This window comes from Pedobacter sp. Leaf176, from assembly GCF_001424305.1.
GTDB lineage: Bacteria > Bacteroidota > Bacteroidia > Sphingobacteriales > Sphingobacteriaceae > Pedobacter.
Genome location: NZ_LMPD01000003.1, coordinates 132,976 through 148,768 on the forward strand (window position 1 = coordinate 132,976; position 15,793 = coordinate 148,768).

The following is a 15,793-nucleotide window of genomic DNA, read 5'->3' on the forward strand; positions in this document are numbered from 1 at the left end:
TGATGAGATCAGGCTAAAATGTGATGAATAGATGTGAAGGTAAAAAGGATATACTTTGTAGCTGCTTCATCAAGCATCAAATAATTTCAATTGAACTACTCAATTCAGATACCTGGACGTTAATATTTCAATGAGCAAGGTAATCTCCCCTAAAAATTCCTGTTGAAGCTCAGAACACAATCCTTCATCCAGGCTTTCCAGCCGTTCCAACTTAGTGGAAATTTCTGCGAGATAGACCAACCCGGCTGATACAGAAGTTCCGTAAACCTTATGGCCAAGCAACCTGATATTTTCCAACTCCCCGCCTGTTAAATACGCATCCAGATCGGCTACAGATTGTTTCAACTGGCTAATGGTAAGCGATGCAATTCTGGCCAGTTTGTCCCTGTTCTCGCCATAGTACATTTTAAGCTTGCCGGGATCAAAATGTTCGGTTGGCGAGGATGTATAAAAATCCTGGTCTTCCATGCCGACTGATAACCCCTCGACCCAACTACCAAGAATTAGTTCGAGTGAACCTTCGAGTATGGGCTTTGTTATAAAATCATCCATTCCGGCTTCAATGCATTTTTCCCTTTCCCCCGAAACATTACCTGCCGTAACGGCTATAATTGGGGTACGGCCTGTTGTTTCGGCCAACCTTATTGCCTTTGTCGCCTGATATCCGTTCATAACCGGCATTTGCACATCCATTAAAATAAGTTTGGGAGACGTAAGTATAAATTGTTCAACGCCTTCCTGCCCATTCTTAGCCTCAACAACTTTTGCGCCGGGATAAAGTTTGCCGATAAGCGTACGTGCCAGAAACCTGTTAACTTCATTGTCTTCAACTATAAGTATGGTAAAATCCACATGATGATCTAGGTTGCTTTCCGCCTTCGGCTTATGGTCTTCTACAGCGGGCTCTTCTTCCAAGACGTGAAGCCTGGAGAGCGCATTATATAAGTCTGGCATCTTTATCGGTTTTACCAACCGATGGCTTACCTGCAGTGTGCGGCTCGCACTAATCAGCGTACTGTCATCTGCCGAACTATGTAGCAGCAATATTGGCAACGCTGCATGACTGGAAAAGAACGTCTGCCTGATTTTGGTCGTGGTTTCCAGTCCATCCATAAAAGGCATATGGTAATCCATGAGTACAGCATCATAACGTTTCCCCTCTGCCAGATTTTGCAGCGCCTCAAAACCGCTTTTCGCAAGGTCTGCTTTAATCTGCTTTAATTCCAGCATATCGGCCAGGATATGTCTGTTATTATCGTTATCATCAACGATGAGTATGTTATTAATTGAATCTATTGCTTCCCAGTTCACAGCCTCACCTTGTTCACAGGCGAGTAAAATATCAAAATAAAAAGTGCTTCCGACGCCTGGCGTGCTTGTTAACTGTAGTTTGCTGCCCATCATGCGCAACAATTTGTTTGATATGGTCAATCCAAGCCCTGTTCCACCGTATTTTTTTGTTGTGGAAGAATCTTCCTGTGCAAAGGCATCAAAAATTTTCTCTTGTTTATCTTGTTGTATTCCAATTCCGGTATCGCGGATGCTGAAACGGAAAAGGCATTTATCATCAAAATTTTCCAGCATTTGTACTTTCAGTTCGATCTCGCCCTGCTCGGTAAATTTTGAAGCATTACCAAGAAGATTGATTAAAACCTGTTTCAGCCTTACATCATCTGTCCACACAAAACGTGGCAGTTCCGGACTTAGGTTCAGCAGCATTTCCAGATTTTTTGACTGGATTTGGTATGTGGTGATGTCTGTAGCCTGACAGGTCATCTCGAAGAGGTCGCACTTTTCTATGTCAAGCTCAAATTTTCCGGCCTCTATCTTAGAAAAATCAAGAATGTCATTTATGATATTGAGCAGTGCACCAGCAGACTGGCTAACGATCTTAAGGTATTGCTGCTGGGTCTCATTGAGTGTGGTTTTTAGCAGGAGATCGGTAAAACCAATCACGCCATTGAGCGGCGTTCTGATTTCATGACTCATATTGGCCAGGAATTCAGACTTGGCCAGGTTTGCCTCATCCGCGTGAATTTTTGCGGCCTTAAGTTCATCACGCTGCGCAACCATACCGGAGATATCCTGGGTAAAAATCATCATACCTCCAATTTCAGATGCCGATTTATACCACGGCCTCATTTCCAGGGTAATGAAATGCTGTTCATCCGTAAGGGAATCGATAAATACATCCTCCTCTCTCCTTAATACCTGGCCTTTGAGAATCTCCCTATGGCGGAGCTTTCGTTCTTCATCCAGATTAGGAAACATCGTATAATGAGAAGCACCTATAATATCTTGATTTCTAAAATTATAGTCCTCTATCCATTTTCTGCTCACAGCGAGGTAACGCATATCATTGTCGAGCATGGCCACGGCAGCCGGAGTGTGTTCAATAAAAGCCAGCAAACGCGCCCGCTCTGTGGCGAGCTCAACCTCCATTTGTTTTTGCCTTGTAATGTCGGTTGCCACGCCAAGATGACCAAGAGGTTCACCTTTTGGATCCGTTATAGCAGATACAGAAAGGGAAACATCAAAACGCTCACCCTCTTTAGCAATATAAACAAGCTCGTGGAGGGATGCCCGGTCAGCGCCCCGCATCGAGAAAAAGTATCTCAAATCTTTGACTTCATTAGCTGCTGTCTTTGAATTCGTTTTATTAGAATCAGTTTCAGCATTATACTCAAAAAATTCCGGCATCTGCGTTCCAAGCATCTCATTGGCAGAATAGCCCAAAAGATCCTCTGCGCCCTTATTGAAAACGGTAATTAGCCCGTTATTATCTGTCGCAATAATACACAGATCAGCAGCAGCATCAAGAACATCATCTAATAGTTTTTTGGATGCACCGAGGGCAATTTCCGATCGCTTAGTTTTATCAATATCCTGTAAAGTACCAAATACACTTGTACAAATCCCATCGCTGAAAACTGCGTTCCCAATTGCCCGCACCCATAGATCCTGGCCGCTGGCGTTGATAATTTCAATTTCCAGATCATAAGAGCCGCCGTTAGCCACTATATTCTGGAAGGCCTCTTCCATTTTGTCTCTGCTCTCTCCCGGTTTGGAAAAATTCAGCACGGTACTAAGATCCGGAACATATGTTTCCTCAACCCCATGAATTTCTTTGGTAACGGATGTCCATTCTAGTGTCTGATTAATAACGTCAAGTTCCCAGCCTCCAACCCTGGCGACTTTATTAGTCTGTTCAAGAATGGATTTTGTATGCAGCAGATCACTTTCAAGCGCATGGCGCTCCGTAATATCTACAGCATTTCCGATGACGTTTACTGCGCCTTGATCATCCTTTTGGAGGACATTGGAAAACATCCACATCCTTTCTGTACCGTCTTTAGCGCAAGTAATCATCTGACCCTTAACATGGCCAAGTTTGGCTATTGCTTTTAAGTATTCGTCTAGATACCTATGTCTTGTCTTAGGTACAATGTCATAGAGGCCCTTGCCATCAAGTTCTTCTTTTGTATAACCAAGGATATGCGCTCCGGATTCATTAACGGAGATGAATTTTCCAAAAAGGTCATGGATGCACATCAAACCCTGTGAATTTTCGAAGAATACTTTGAATTTTTTTTCGCTAATAGCAAGTTTCTGCTGCTTTTCAATTTCATCAGTGATGTCGCGCCCAATGGCGGAGACCTTCCCTGTTGTTGGTACAACTGTAGCTACCCACTCCACTGTACGGTAGTCGTTTTTTGAAGTGAGCAAACGATGTGTAAAGCTAACGCTGCCCGATCTCGAAATCAGGCGTCCTAGTTTAGCCCTTGTGTTTCTCCTGTCTTTTTCTTCAACAAAATCGAAAAGCGATTTTCCGATAACCTGCTCGTCAACCCAACCGAGAATCCGCTGAAAACTGGGGTTGACACTTTCCAATACGCTCTCCGAGGAACAAATACAAATCAAATCTTCGGAAAGTTCAAAAAGCTCCGAGTAATTTTGCAAATCGGTACAGGATTCTTCTTCAAGCAGACGACTAATTTGGTTGCACAAAACTTTTACAGCGTCGATCTGCTGTCCATCAAGCAATATTTCTTTTTCGTCATAAACAGCCAGAAAACAAATTACATTACCATCCAAATCCTTTACCGGAAAAGCTTTAAAAAATGGAAATGGCGGATTCGGAATACTTAAAAAATGGTTTTGCCCCTTGTTATCTGATGGCTCAATGATGTCCGATAAAACCGTCCATAACGCCTCCCTGTTATAAAAATCTAGAATTTTCGCATGACCATTACCTTCAAGATCCCGGTCTTTCCGTACCAAGGCAAAATAGCTGCTTCCACAAATTACGCTTGCGAGGGAAGCCAACTCTACACTATTCTTCAACGCTACCGATGGGTTCGTAGCGCCCTTTTGATTTAATCCCCTGGCCATAATGTCTGCTCCCTGAATATATTTGGTTATTTTAAAGTTACGAGCCACTAACCGGCCCGTATCATTCACGACGTAAGATATAAAAAAATAATGCGTATTTGCAGTAACTGAATGTCTATTTCAAATGTAGGATCAATGCCTTAATTGAATGTGGCACTGGCGGTCAAAATATACTATAATTCATAAGACCGGGAATTAACAAGTCTCAATTATGTCAAACACCTGATAATTAACAGTTAATAAAGATAGTCTTACCGCTTCGTGTGTTGAAATGGCTAGCCAGATTTGAGCATGCCTTCCTGAAGATCAATTGCTCAGTAAATTGAAATCATTTTGTTCATTATTATTCCAGTGCTATAAAAAAGTTTCGGATGCCTAATTATGCCTGGTGCAAATCAATAATCTAATTGGCTTATGTAAACCTGAAATCAGATAATCAGCCATTATGCAGCGTGAAATTGCTCCCTGCATTTAAATTCCATAAACTTATATTAAGTAAAAATCGAAATATATCCTTAATTGCAACACTCGGACGATATCTAACCAAAAAGAATTTCTAATATTCTGCAACCTGGTCATGAACATAACAATACAACCATCGCTCACCAGGTTCAGAAGAGATAACGACAGGATGCTCCTTAATTTGAAAGTGTTGAGACATATGTTTTTTTGGAGAAGAATCGCAGCACAAAGTTACGCCACAAGTTTGGCAGGTGCGTAAGTGAACCCAGTCGGTTCCCTGCTTGATACATTCTTCGCAAACAAGCTGTTTTGCCAACTTCAATTCTTTTATAGCCGACAAATGGCTGCATGGTTCGTTAATTTCCATAGTTATAATTTTGATAAATATTGATGCACTTGTGTGACGGCCATCGCACCTTCTCCAACAGCTGAGGCCACACGCTTCACTGAGTTAAACCTTACGTCGCCTGCAGCAAAAGATCCGGGCACACTAGTCTCCAGATGAAAGGGAGGCCTGTCAAGTTCCCAGCATGTTTTATACTGATCCTGGGCCATCACATCATTTCCCGTATACAAGTATCCATTCCTGTCCCTGCAAATCGCTGTTTCCGATGCCCACTCCGTGTTGGGCTTCCCTCCTATGCAAATAAACAGTTTAGAGGTTTCGTGCCAGGATTCAATCCCCTTTTCGCTATCCATTATTTTAATCCGCTGCAGGTAATCCTCACCTTCTAAAGCCACTACCTGTGAATGGTACAAAACAAAAATGTTTTTTATGCTGGCAATTCTTTGAATGAGGTAATCAGACAAGGTCTCGGCAAGATTTCCTCTTCTGATGACCATAAAGACGCGTTTGGCAAATCCAGAAAAATAGGTTGCGGCCTGTCCGGCGGAATTCCCTCCACCAACGATATACAAATCTTTGTCCTGGCAAAAAAAAGCTTCGCTGGCGCCCGCTCCATAATAAACACCTTTATGAAAAAACCGTTCTTCATCCGGCAGGTTCAGCCGTGCATACTCCACTCCTGTTGCACATATATTAGCCTTAGCAACCAATTTTTCACCTGAAGCAAAATCGACATGAATCTTATTGTCGTAAAAAGTACCTTTAATTCCTTCTTTCAGCAGTAATATTTCCACACCAAATTTTAAAGCCTGTTGCCTGGCACGCTCAGCCAGATTTGCACCCGATATGCCTTTCGGAAATCCAAGATAATTCTCAATTAAAGAACTGGTACCTGCTTGTCCCCCTACCGCTTCTCTTTCTATAAGAATTGTCTTTAATCCCTCTGATGCAGCATAAACAGCTGCGCTTAATCCCGCCGGACCTGCACCATATATCGATAGGTCATATTCATCGTACTTAGGCTGAGTAATCCAACCGAGATTACAGGCAATCTCTTCTAAAGAGGGGTTGATAATTATTTTTCCGTCGGGAAATTCTATTACGGGGTGCTTTTGCGGATTGTCGTATTTGGTAATTTCCTGGCTGTTTCCCAGCTCGTCATGAGAGATATCAAACCAGTCGAAATCAACAACACTCCTTTTTAGAAAATCCCTGATCGGATAAATTTCCTGCGAATCGGGTATACCGTAGAGTTTTAACTTATCCATACGCTATTTAGCCCTGGTTTTTATTTTTTTAATAGTTTCCTCTATCGAATAATCAGCAGATGTACCATAACCGTCTACAAGTAATCCCTTTATTTTTCCGTCTGTTGAAGATATCGCGTATAAAATAGATTCATCTTCCGGATCTGACGTACCCTCAAACCTATAAAATTTATCGATCAGGAAATCTTCAGGATGCTGCACAAGCGTATTTTGTTCATTCCCCGAATTCGCAACTAAAGGCCTTCCAGGGTTGGAAAGCCAATTAATAAATCATTCAAACGGCCTTTTATCAGCAAAGCTTATTTCTTTTTGCTTTTATCTTTGAGGTAGCTCTCTATCGTTGCGCGATCATTAGATTTTGTAGCACGCTTTGCACCTGCAACTGCTTGTGAACTCACACCCATCTTAGTCGCTACATGCGAGATCTCCCAGTCTTGTGAAGAGTTTACCATTTTTCTATCTTTTGGTCCTGACTTTGCCATAACATTTGTTTTTTTAGGTAGATGTATATTAGATGAATATATTGATATTTTTCATCTATAAAACAAGCTAAAAAAGAGATTGTTTTTAGGAATACAGTTTCTGTTCATGGGTGTAATAAGCTATTCTACCACCGATCTTTTCCGAAAGTATTTCCGCGCCCGAAGGCGACTTTTTTATCCTGGCACCATGTATCTTCATTGCATCACGAAGTTCACCTTTAAGTTCATCACCATTTTCTTTGGCGATAAAATTTATAGCTTCGTTCAGCACTGATTTTAAACTGCTGTAAAGTTCCTTCACCTTAAAATCTGGAACAGCCGAAGCCACCGAAAATGGTGAAATTTTTGCATCCCAAAGTAGCTCATCAGCATAGGAATTTCCGATTCCCCGCAACGCTTTTTGGTCCATCAGTACTTCTTTAATCTTTTTTTTGCGCCCAGAAAGCAAAGCCATAAATTCAGCTTCGGTAATGTCCAAAGCATCCGGGGCCTTCGCCTTTTCGGGATCCAACGTTGGGGTGGCCTGTTTTAAAATATCTCGGACCGCAAAACCTTCGCCACCACTAAAATGAAAAGCAAATACGGTAAACTTTGGAAGCGATGCATCTTTTTCGAGCAGTTCCAGTTGTCCCCTAAGCATGAGGTGGACCCCGAGCACATGTTCGCCAAAATGGAACTGCAGGGTCTTCCCTTCACGCGAAACTTTGTTCAATTTTTGCCCCTCCAAGGCCTCTTTCAGCTCAGCAACTGAAACCTTTAGTTTCTTATCCACCTTAACATCAATTTCTTTTAAGGTTTTTCCCTTGAACCTGCGCGTCAGGATCTGCGCAAACACAGTCAAATCTGGTAGTTCTGCCATAATCTTAAAAATTAAATGCCTAAATACCTTTAATCTGTTTAGCTCATCGGATATTAGGTCATTTATAATTAAACAGGAGAAGCACACAAATCGTTTTTATAATTAATCCCGGTTCTGAACCTGACCTCGTTTTTCTGCGATGAATGATATCGCAATAATTTCTATTTTAGCATGATTATATTGAAGTAATGTATCCAGCACTTTTTGCCCACATTAATAAGTTTATCGACTTAAGCACAAATGAGCAGGAGATTCTTGTCTCACTGCTTAAATCTTCCACGTATAAAAAGAAAGCTTTTTTGCATGAAGCCGGAGCAACCTGCCGGGCAAATTATTTCGTCGTAAAAGGCTGTCTTCGACTTTATTTTATCGACATAAAAGGTGTAGAACAGACCACGCAGTTTGCGATTGAAAACTGGTGGATTTCAGATTTGACCAGTTTCTTATTTCAGCAAGCATCAGATTTTTATATTCAGGCAGCGGAAGCTACTGAGGTCATCATTATTGAACACCGCCATTATGATGAAATCTTCGAAAAGATACCCAGGCTGGAAAAGTATTTCAGGCTCATTTTTCAGAAATTACACCAGGCTTCTCAAATCAGGATAAAATACCTGTACAGTCAAACTGCTGAAGAAAGATATACCAATTTCAGCACTTCGTTTCCTGCATTCGTACAGCGCATTCCACAATATATGCTGGCTTCTTATTTAGGTTTCACCCCTGAATTTCTAAGTAAAATCCGGGCAAGAAAATAGCTGCCAATACGATTTCTTAAACTAGATTAAGTTTTTTGGATTTTTTGTTTGAGACCTTTAATCATTATTAAATTAACAAATAATGGAAAATAGAATTAACATCCAACAAGCAGAACCAGCAGCCTATCAGGCCATGTACAGTTTAGAAAAATATCTGTCGGCAAGCAAATTAGACCCAATCCTTTTAGAGCTGATTAAAATGAGGGCATCCCAAATCAATGGATGTGCTTTTTGTTTGAATATGCATGCTGCAGAGGCGCGTAAGATTGGTGAAACAGAGCAACGCCTGTACCTGTTAAATGCATGGAGGGAAACAACTTTATTTACAGCAGCGGAAGAAGCGGTGCTGGCCTTGACCGAAGAGGTAACCCTCATCAGTAACCACGTTTCGGACGCCACATACAATAAAGCAGCGAGTTTATTCAGCACAAATGAACTTTCGCAAATTATTATGGCCATCGTAACCATCAATGCCTGGAATAGAATTGCGATCACCACAAAGTTGATGGTCGGGTAAAGTCCAAATATAAAAGCAATCATGATTTAGATGATTGCTTTTATAATCGTTATTTTTTTCATCACTGACCGATGGAATTTAAAGATCAATAAAATAGATGAATATGCTCTGAATTTTGCAGGCTAATCATTATATTTAACTGATAATCAAATTCATCCCATTACAGGTTAAAAATACAACAGATAACATTTTAGAAATTAAAACAACAATTTATGAAATACGGACAACTGATTATTGGGCTTATCGTAGGTGGTTTCTTGGGTTATGGGTTATTTTATTACTTTTCAAAAAGTGACGGGCAAAGTCAAAGTCCGAAAACAGCATTCACTGACAGCACCTCTTCGGAGGTAAATTGGACATGGCCCGATAGCCTGGATGCTGTAAAAGCAGCACCTGAAAACCACAAAATTGTTTTTGAAGACAGTACTGTGAGAATCCTGCAGGTACTATTGAACGGTCAGAAAGAAGAACCTATTCACACCCATCGTTGGAAAAGTATTATGTGGATCACAAAGCCAGCTGTTCCTTGCAGGATATACCAATACAAGCTTGACAAAAACAAAAAATTTGTCGCTTCCGATAGCGTAACAGTTCCGCATATGGACACCAACATTGGCTATCCAAACGGTCCTGAATCGCCTACAGGGATTAAAAATTTAGGTCGTGATAACGGCATTGCTTACCGGGTAGAATTCAAGAAAGAATTTAAACCTTAGATAATATTAAAGCCTTTAAATTTAGTTTATATGCCGCTTTCGTATTAAGGTAAAACATACTTAAAACATAATGAAACCAGTTGAAGCGTACATATCACAATTCAATGAGCCTGCCCGGAGTATGCTGAACGAGATAAGAAGTATCTTTTTTGAGTTATTCCCTGATATAGAAGAACGTATTAGCTATAACATGCCTTCCTACCGGAATGAAAAATATACCCTGTATTTCGCGGGTTATAAGAATCATATTGGATTTTATCCAATCGGCAGAGGAATTGAATTGGAAGACGAACTTTCAGACTACCGGGCAAAGAATGCAAAAGATACTTTGCATTTCCCTTACAATAATCCGCTACCCACAGAATTGATAAAAAAGATCATCATGCTGCATTTAACTTCATGAATATTAATAGTGTAATAAAAAATCTATAAAGCGTTAACTAAAACCCTGAACACATTTCTTATGAAGGTATCCAATAATCTAGTCCCCTTAATACTTCAAATACCAGATATTTTTACGCATAATAAAAAATACCAAAACAAATTAAAGTGCTGAACAGCAAATCAATCAGTATAATAATTACTGAAGACGCAAAGTAGCAACGCCTTAATTTTCCAAAGATTTCCGAAGCTTTCCAACCGCTTACCGCTTCCTTATCTGGCACCTTATCCATCTAACACCCATCTTCATGGAGCAGCATTCGATGGCTCAATATTAGCTAAGCTCAATTACATTTTAAGTAAATTTGAATTTCCTCCCAGTTTAATTTAAGTACACATGAATGAACTTGAAAATTATATCCACCATCATTTCGGTATTAGTCCGGATGACTGCCAGAAAGTGAGCACATTATTTAAGCCTGAGGTACTTGAAAAGGGAAACTACTTTTTACGAACTGGTAAATTTTGCAATAAACTCAGCTTTATACAAAGTGGCATTTTAAAGGTCTATGTAAACCTGCCAGAAAGAGAAGTTACCCAATGGATAGGCACTGCGGGGTATTTCATGACCGATCTCCAGGGTTTTATGTTCCGAAACACATCGCGCTTTAACATACAGGCATTAACGCAAACGCATTTGTTTACAATCGATTACGATGCTTACCTCACGATGGGCAAAATGGTACCCAAATGGCATGAATTCGAAAAATTATTCATGGGCAAATGTTTTGTGATGATGGAGAATCGCATATTCGACCTCATCTCGCTAACCGCTGAAGATCGGTATCAAAAACTCTTCGAACAGTCCCCTGAGCTTTTTAATCAGGTACCACTTCAGTTCCTGGCCTCCATGCTCGGCATGACACCTGAAACTTTCAGCAGGATACGAAAGAAAATGATTTCTTGATTTTTGTCAAGAGTACACCCGCTGTTCTGCCCCTAAATTTGGATTAACAAAATTCGGAACATGAATCAGCAAAAAGCGATGGATTTCACCATCAGGATTGAAGAAGCAGCGATAACTGCAGTTGCTATCTATTTCTTAACGAAATATAATCTGGGCCTACCAGTTTGGCTGTGGGTATTGCTTTTTTTCAGCCCTGACCTTTCAATGATGGGTTACCTGGCGAATGCTCGCATAGGTGCTTTAACTTATAACCTGTTTCATCACCGTGCGATAGCTATAGCCCTTCTGGCGATCGGCTTTTTGATGCAAATTCAGATACTCGTTACCTGTGGCTTACTGTTACTAGCGCACGCCTCCTTTGACCGCATGCTCGGTTACGGGCTCAAGTTTACAGATGATTTTAAGCACACAAATTTAGGCAGGATGGGAAATGATTGATAAACTAAATGGGTATCCTTTTTCATTATTTGAAAGATGTTATGTTGCGAAAATCCAATTGCCCTTTTGACCGAATTGTAACACTCCGTTACCAGTTCATCGGCTTAGGCTTCATAGGCTGAAAAGATGCTGCTCTTATTATGGGTTAACCATTATCTAAATTCTGTAAGAATTGTTGTCTATTTAAAACAAGTAACATATATTTACGTAACTGATTACGTAATTAGGAATATATGGAATTTTATAATGCAGCTGGCATTAAATCTATCGGCAGCAGGCTGAGAATGCTGACCAGCAGGATTACCGATGATGCGGCACAAATCTATAATTTATATAATATTGAAATGCAGCCCAAATGGTTTCCTGTTTTCTATGCCCTGTCAGAAGGCAATGAAAAAACGATTACCGGCATTGCGCATGAAATCGGCCATTCACATCCCTCAGTTAGTAAAATCATTAGTGAAATGAGCAAAGCGGGCTTAGTTGAAAAAAAAGATAACAGTGACGGCAGACGGAGCATGGTTGGCCTTTCAGAAAAAGGGCTGAGTTATAAAGAAAAAATCCAGGACCAATATACCGACGTTGAAGATGCGATTAAAAACCTCAACACACAGGCGGCAAACGATCTATGGAAAGCAATCGAAGAATGGGAATTTATGCTCGGACAGAAAACATTGCTACGGCGGGTTATTGAGCAAAAGAAAAAACGCGAAAGCAGTGCCGTCCGAATTACGGCATTCAAACCTGAACATGCTTCTGCCTTCAGAAAGCTGAATGAACAGTGGATTTCTTCCTATTTTAAAATGGAAGAGGCTGACCATCGCTCGTTGGATAATCCACAGGAATACATTTTGGACAAGGGAGGCCATATTTTAGTTGCCCTCTTGAACAATGAAGTTGTGGGTGTGTGCGCTTTAATAGTCATGAACGATGGCGAACATGACTTTGAGTTGGCGAAGATGGCGGTTGCTCCATCCGCACAAGGTAAGAGTATCGGCTGGCTGCTGGGACAAGCTGCATTGGATAAGGCGGCTACATTAGGGGCAACAAAAATTTATCTGGAGAGCAATACAATACTTAAGCCAGCGATCAACCTCTACTATAAGCTGGGATTCCAGAAAATAGCAGGCCATCCAACACCTTACGAGCGGTGCAACATCCAGATGGCGGCAGACATCAACAGATACCAAAGTAAAACAGGGATTTAAAAAATATAGCGATAGTTATCCTTAACACACCGGATGACTTATAAAAATTAAATGTAGCTGATTTCAATGCATTTGGCCTATCATATCTTCAATTCATAAAACACGCTATTCTTGTTTATGCTACCGAATCGAATGAACAACTGAAACCTATTTTTAAGCGTGCGTCAGAAAGGGAATTAAACATAGGCATTTATAAGAATTCACATAAATTTGATTAGGATACCGGCAACAGCGGCAATTGCAATAATATGAGGTTCCTTTAGCTTTTTGACATAAATCAAGGCAAATATACTGGCAATAGCAATAAGCGCTGTTGGAATATCAATTATACTTCTTTTGGCGATAACCAGAACCGCACCCACAAGGGCGCCAACCACAACCGACGTAATCCCCTCTACGAATGCCTTGATACTTGCATTCTTTGCAATTTTCTTGAATGATGGAGCCAAAGCAACTGTAAAAAGATAGCATGGCAAAAAGGTGGCAAAGGCAGCGATACATGCGCCGGGGAAACCCGCTACAAGATAGCCGATAAATGCCACGGTAATCACAACGGGCCCCGGAGTAATCATCGCTACAGCAACCGAATCGACGAATTCCCGCTCGTTCAGCCATCCGAACTGTTCGACTACACCTCCATGCAGGAAAGGCACGATTGCAAGGCCGCTACCGAATACCAATGCCCCAGCCTTTAAAAAGAACCATCCGATTTCCTGAAGGGTCTTTCCCTCATATTGCCAAAACCCAGTTCCGATAAGAAAGATCGACGGTAGCGCACCCGACTTTCTAAACCATTTTGGTGGCGCTTTTACCAGCATGTAGATTATACCACATGCAGTAAAAAGAAGCATGTCCTCTTTCTGAGTAATAACCGTTATAGCGATTCCCACACTATAAAACAGCCATAAAAGCCATTTGCCCTTAACGTCTGCAAAGGTAAATTTACCTACTGACTTAATAGTCAAGCGATAAGCACTTATGGCTATAATTCCAATCACAGCCGCGCTTACGCCATAAAAGACAGCAAGCATCCAGGGCAGCCCACTATAAAGTCTATAGGCCATTCCAAGCAGTACCACCATAACAAAGGATGGCAACACGAAAGCAAGGCCGGCTAGCGTTGCTCCGAGAAACCGGTAATGAACAAAGCCAATATAAATACCCAACTGCGCTGCCAACGGCCCCGGGGCTAGTTGTGCCAGTGCCAAACCTTCTTTATATTCTTCTTCTGTAATCCATTTTTTGTTTTCGACGAGATCGGTATTCATGTAGCCTACCAGGGCCACAGGGCCTCCAAAGCCCCAAGTGCCCAGTTTCAGGAAATAGATGACCAGGTCGCTGAGCGTATATAATATTTTTTCCTTTTCCATTATTTAAAGAGCTAGACCAAACTGAAAAGCGACCGTAGTAGAAAAAGGTTTATCGTTTCCAAACCTGAACGGAACAGGAAGAGCGACGAAAATGCTGCTCATTTTATTCTTGACAATAACTTTGCTCAGCACGGGTGTAAATCCGTATCGTCCAGAAGTTTCGAATGCAAAACGCCCAGCAAAGGTGAAACCGCTGTTAATGGAAACGAGAACGCCTGGGTGGATGAGCAGGTTTGACGTTTTGCTGGATCCATCCTCCGCTCTAACATAAGGAACCATTTCCAGCGAAAATCCAATTCTTTTGCTTTTCCAAAGATTGATGCCAACAGGAAGTCCGACTACATAATGACCATCAAAGTTAAAGTCGGTACCAGCGGAGCTGAAAGTGGCAATAGGATGTACGACACCTACATAACCTACAATTTTCGGATAGTTTTCCTGAGCGGAAACAAAAATCTGAATGCTGAAAAGAATAATAAATAGAACGTATTTCTTCATGGCTTAAAACTACCCATGAGAAATAAACCAAAATAGAACCGAATTAACTATTTTGTATCCTTTTTACCTTTCCTTGCAATTCTTCTATAGGCAGAAGGGTTTTCACCAGTCTGTTTTTTAAATATTCTGCTAAAATGGCTCTGGTCTGAAAAACCCGTCAGGTAGGCGACCTCGGTTAAAGAATATACTGTCGTCTCCAACAAGGCAATGGCTTTATCTATCCGCATTTTACGGATATAATCTCCGAAAGACAGATTATCGAAGTACTTGGAGAATTCCCTTGAGAGGTAGGCAGGATTTATTTCCAGCTCGTCTGAGGCCTGCCTTAGACTGATTGACATATTGGTATCCATTTGGTCCTGTATCATTTCCCTAAGCTCCATTGTCCAGGCTGGAGCCCTCTTCTTTCCCGCCTTAAGGTATTTATGATAAACCTCAAGCAGCAATTGTTCGACTGGAGCCTGTGTATGTTTTTGGTCGAAGAGATGCTTTGCCCAAGTATACAGCCCATCATAGATTTTCATGCCAATTTCTAGAAGCTCATGATCGTCTTTGATGTTTTGTGATAGTCCGAGGAAGATGGCAGAAAGTCCAGCTGCCTGGGGTGCAAAATCCAATCGATCTGTATCTGCTCCCCTGATGATTGCAGCAATGCGATCAAGCCCGTGATCATTGAGCTTATGCTTCTTTAAAAAATAGTCGAAGGTACATTGGTCTTCGTAATGGCTATATTCCACTCCCGGCAAATCAAATGGAACGGCATCCAGTTCCCTGGCCTTAGCGATCACTTGATCAAATGGAACATAGATTATTTCTGCATTGACATCTATGAACCGCTTAATGAGCCATGGACAGGCAATTCTGTCAATCTTCGGCCGTTCGCGGGTAATCCATTTCATATGCTCCAGGTTTCATAATGTAAAGTTAATGATCTTATTCCTATACATTCTTAATTGCAGGCAACAAAACGTAAGAACCCTTTATTACGGCAATTGGGTTGCTGGCGGAGTGCCTGACCATATTTCATTTTAGCCTTCTTGCTGAATCTTGGTTTGATGAGCAATTACAGGTAAACAATCTTTTGTTTTCCACTGTCCAAAAAAATATAATCAAGGCCCTCCGATGGATGAT

Annotated in this window: 16 protein-coding genes; 7 read left to right on the forward strand and 9 right to left on the reverse strand. The window is 41.1% G+C overall.

Features of this window, described 5'->3' with window-relative positions:
* Nucleotides 1–99: 99 nt before the first annotated feature.
* The 6 genes from ASF92_RS09350 to ASF92_RS09375 all read right to left on the reverse strand — a co-directional run bounded on the left by ASF92_RS09350 (nucleotide 100) and on the right by ASF92_RS09375 (nucleotide 7,809).
* Nucleotides 100–4,461, reverse strand: a complete 4,362-nt coding sequence (locus ASF92_RS09350) for a PAS domain S-box protein (RefSeq protein ID WP_056091451.1) — start codon at nucleotides 4,459–4,461, stop codon at nucleotides 100–102.
* A gap of 487 nt (nucleotides 4,462–4,948) precedes the next feature.
* Entirely contained in the window at nucleotides 4,949–5,221 is a 273-nt protein-coding gene (locus tag ASF92_RS09355; RefSeq protein ID WP_056091454.1) for a UBP-type zinc finger domain-containing protein, read from the reverse strand.
* 2 nt (nucleotides 5,222–5,223) lie between these two features.
* The gene (locus tag ASF92_RS09360) at nucleotides 5,224–6,468 is read right to left on the reverse strand and encodes an NAD(P)/FAD-dependent oxidoreductase (protein WP_056091457.1); all 1,245 of its coding nucleotides are present in this window, start codon (nucleotides 6,466–6,468) and stop codon (nucleotides 5,224–5,226) included.
* Between the two features lie 3 nt (nucleotides 6,469–6,471).
* Nucleotides 6,472–6,669: a hypothetical protein gene (locus ASF92_RS09365; protein WP_056091458.1), complete on the reverse strand. Its 198-nt coding sequence runs from the start codon at nucleotides 6,667–6,669 to the stop codon at nucleotides 6,472–6,474.
* Between the two features lie 98 nt (nucleotides 6,670–6,767).
* On the reverse strand, nucleotides 6,768–6,950 hold the full coding sequence (locus tag ASF92_RS09370) for a DUF3606 domain-containing protein (RefSeq protein WP_056091466.1): 183 nt from the start codon (nucleotides 6,948–6,950) through the stop codon (nucleotides 6,768–6,770).
* An 85-nt stretch (nucleotides 6,951–7,035) separates the two neighbouring features.
* Nucleotides 7,036–7,809 (reverse strand): DNA-formamidopyrimidine glycosylase family protein, encoded by a 774-nt coding sequence (locus ASF92_RS09375; RefSeq protein WP_056091469.1) that lies wholly within the window; start codon nucleotides 7,807–7,809, stop codon nucleotides 7,036–7,038.
* Between the two features lie 188 nt (nucleotides 7,810–7,997).
* On the opposite strand from ASF92_RS09375, the gene ASF92_RS09380 reads away from it, so the two are divergent.
* From ASF92_RS09380 to ASF92_RS09410, 7 genes are all read left to right on the forward strand, one after another.
* Nucleotides 7,998–8,567, forward strand: coding sequence for a Crp/Fnr family transcriptional regulator (locus ASF92_RS09380; protein WP_056091473.1), 570 nt, complete (start codon nucleotides 7,998–8,000; stop codon nucleotides 8,565–8,567).
* 82 nt (nucleotides 8,568–8,649) lie between these two features.
* Nucleotides 8,650–9,084 (forward strand): carboxymuconolactone decarboxylase family protein, encoded by a 435-nt coding sequence (locus ASF92_RS09385; protein WP_056091476.1) that lies wholly within the window; start codon nucleotides 8,650–8,652, stop codon nucleotides 9,082–9,084.
* Between the two features lie 212 nt (nucleotides 9,085–9,296).
* Nucleotides 9,297–9,800, forward strand: coding sequence for a hypothetical protein (locus ASF92_RS09390; RefSeq protein ID WP_056091479.1), 504 nt, complete (start codon nucleotides 9,297–9,299; stop codon nucleotides 9,798–9,800).
* A gap of 70 nt (nucleotides 9,801–9,870) precedes the next feature.
* A complete protein-coding gene (locus ASF92_RS09395) occupies nucleotides 9,871–10,203 on the forward strand; it encodes an iron chaperone (protein ID WP_056091483.1) in 333 nt (110 codons plus the stop codon).
* A 375-nt stretch (nucleotides 10,204–10,578) separates the two neighbouring features.
* Entirely contained in the window at nucleotides 10,579–11,148 is a 570-nt protein-coding gene (locus ASF92_RS09400; protein ID WP_056091486.1) for a Crp/Fnr family transcriptional regulator, read from the forward strand.
* 60 nt (nucleotides 11,149–11,208) lie between these two features.
* Entirely contained in the window at nucleotides 11,209–11,586 is a 378-nt protein-coding gene (locus ASF92_RS09405; RefSeq protein WP_056091489.1) for a DUF4260 domain-containing protein, read from the forward strand.
* A 233-nt stretch (nucleotides 11,587–11,819) separates the two neighbouring features.
* On the forward strand, nucleotides 11,820–12,794 hold the full coding sequence (locus tag ASF92_RS09410) for a bifunctional helix-turn-helix transcriptional regulator/GNAT family N-acetyltransferase (RefSeq protein WP_056091492.1): 975 nt from the start codon (nucleotides 11,820–11,822) through the stop codon (nucleotides 12,792–12,794).
* Nucleotides 12,795–12,994: 200 nt separating this feature from the next.
* Here ASF92_RS09410 and ASF92_RS09415 read toward each other — a convergent pair whose 3' ends face one another.
* Genes ASF92_RS09415 through ASF92_RS09425 form a run of 3 tightly spaced genes read right to left on the reverse strand, consistent with a single transcriptional unit; the run spans nucleotide 12,995 to nucleotide 15,561 of the window.
* On the reverse strand, nucleotides 12,995–14,164 hold the full coding sequence (locus ASF92_RS09415) for a chromate transporter (protein WP_056091495.1): 1,170 nt from the start codon (nucleotides 14,162–14,164) through the stop codon (nucleotides 12,995–12,997).
* 3 nt (nucleotides 14,165–14,167) lie between these two features.
* Entirely contained in the window at nucleotides 14,168–14,662 is a 495-nt protein-coding gene (locus ASF92_RS09420; protein ID WP_056091498.1) for a hypothetical protein, read from the reverse strand.
* A 47-nt stretch (nucleotides 14,663–14,709) separates the two neighbouring features.
* A complete protein-coding gene (locus ASF92_RS09425; protein WP_056091502.1) occupies nucleotides 14,710–15,561 on the reverse strand; it encodes a chromate resistance protein ChrB domain-containing protein in 852 nt (283 codons plus the stop codon).
* Nucleotides 15,562–15,793: the final 232 nt, after the last annotated feature.